Below are 1,796 nucleotides of genomic sequence, written 5' to 3' on the forward strand. Positions count from 1 at the left end.
ACGCCCTGCAGATGATGAACGTGTTCTCGCCGGCCACGGCGATGGGCCTTCCGCTCATGGTGGCCGGGGTCTTCGCGCACCTGACCGGCCGGGACGGGTTCGACTGGTGGGTCCTGCTGGTCAGCCTCGTCACCATCTTCGCCCTGGTCATCGTGTCCTCGCTGGCCTCCAACACCCTCGCCCGCGCGGTCTACCAGTCCGGGGCACCCGTGGATCCCCAGACCCACCCCCAGGACCTGGCCGGTTCGCCACGTACGTCTCCCGACGCCTGAGCTCCCGGACGCATCAGGATCCTGGCTCCTGGGGGAGCGCGCCGGGCAGGCGGGGACCGCGGTCCTGACCGCGGCACGACGCGTCAGGGGCGCTGGTCGTCCTGCGTCGGGGAGGACTTGGGCTGCTCCAGGATGCGCGGTTCGTCCGCATGCTGGCCCTTGCGCTCGGAGCTGCCGTCCACCAGGTCGGCCAGCTTCGCCGCGGCCTCGGCCAGCGCACGCAGCCCGCGTCCGGCCTCCCCGCGGCCGCGCTCGGCGGCCTGACGGATCGTGGTGTCCCGCTCGGTGCGGCTCCCGGTGGTGCGGGTCATGAAGTCGTTGATCTGCTGCGTGACCGATGAGGTCGTGCTCCGCAACTGATCCCACGCGTCCGCGGTGTTGGACCGCGCCGAGACCCCCGACGTCGGCCCGCTCGCCTTCCGGCGAACCGAGACGGGCACGGCGGGTTGGTTCATGGAGTCGGCGGTGCGGCCTTCTCGAGCGGCGTTCTGGTCCTGGTGCTGTGGCTCCGAGGTCATGGGGGTGAGTCTATGCCGGGTGGCTCACTAAATGAGAAGGTCGAATGACGTGCCGGTGTCGAGATAAGGACTGCAGTGTGGAACCTTTCGGATTGAGGGAGTCTGCCATTGCCTGGCTGAAGGAACGGTCTAGCGATGGGCTGGAGGCACTGACGCGAGAAGACATTGAAGACTTCCGATTTCAGGGAGTGAAACAACGACTGCAGCCCGTGCAGACGGGTATCTGGAAACCGGCAGGGTTCGAGGCCTCATTGTCGATCATGACGGTGTACCGGCGGCCTGGCGAGAAGCGTCCCTACGAGGACGACATCGGGCCGGACGGATTAATTCGATACGCCTGGCGTGGAGATGATCCTAGTCATCCGGACAATCGCGGCCTACGTCGCGCTATGGACCTACAACTCCCGCTGATCTGGTTCGTAGGCGTTGCGATGAATCCAGCTCGCTTCCAAGCCGTCGCACCGGTGTACATCGTTGACGAGGAGGCTGCTTTCCAGCGCTTCGTGATGGCGCCGACGGAAGAACGAGATCTTCTGCCCGACATGGTTCAGGGTTCGGTCATGGAGGAATCGTTGAAGCGGTACATCAATCGTGAGACGAAGGTACGACTCCATCAACCGGTCTTTCGCTCTACCGTCTTGACGGCGTATGAAAACCACTGCGCCGTGTGCAATCTTGCCCATCCGCAACTTCTTGACGCAGCACATATTGTCCCGGACCGCGACGACTTGGGTATCTCCTCAGTCGTCAATGGAATGGCGCTCTGCAAGATTCACCATGCTGCTTTCGACAGCTTCTTTATGGGTATCCGGCCAGACCATACGGTCGAGATTCGGGAGGATTTGCTGGCAGAAGTTGATGGACCGATGCTCAAACATGGTTTGCAGGAATTGCACGGAAGCACCTTGATGGCTCTGCCTCGTGCACGATCGGAACGCCCTCGGAAGGACCTCTTAGTAAGTGTTGGGAAAGTGCTGGTGGCCCTTCCGGGTGCGGGGCCCTGGGG

Annotated in this window: 3 protein-coding genes; 2 read left to right on the forward strand and 1 reads right to left on the reverse strand. The window is 63.4% G+C overall.

From position 1 onward, the window contains the following. On the forward strand, positions 1 to 272 hold a 272-nt coding region (locus Q0283_RS17255; RefSeq protein WP_298045890.1), incomplete at its 5' end, for a cation:proton antiporter. Positions 273 to 355: 83 nt separating this feature from the next. On the opposite strand, the gene Q0283_RS17260 is transcribed toward Q0283_RS17255, so the two are convergent. Beyond that, positions 356 to 790: a hypothetical protein gene (locus tag Q0283_RS17260; RefSeq protein WP_298045892.1), complete on the reverse strand. Its 435-nt coding sequence runs from the start codon at positions 788 to 790 to the stop codon at positions 356 to 358. A 77-nt stretch (positions 791 to 867) separates the two neighbouring features. Between Q0283_RS17260 and Q0283_RS17265 the strand changes: the two genes are divergently transcribed. Then, positions 868 to 1,796: HNH endonuclease (locus tag Q0283_RS17265; protein WP_298045893.1), on the forward strand; the 929-nt coding region annotated here is incomplete at its 3' end.

The organism is uncultured Citricoccus sp. (genome assembly GCF_937871995.1).
Taxonomy (GTDB): domain Bacteria; phylum Actinomycetota; class Actinomycetes; order Actinomycetales; family Micrococcaceae; genus Citricoccus.

What these genes read in the sequence shown, in the direction of transcription:
- Q0283_RS17260 (WP_298045892.1), bottom strand. Translation starts at nt 790, where the DNA reads ATGACCTCGGAGCCACAGCACCAGGACCAGAACGCCGCTCGAGAAGGC.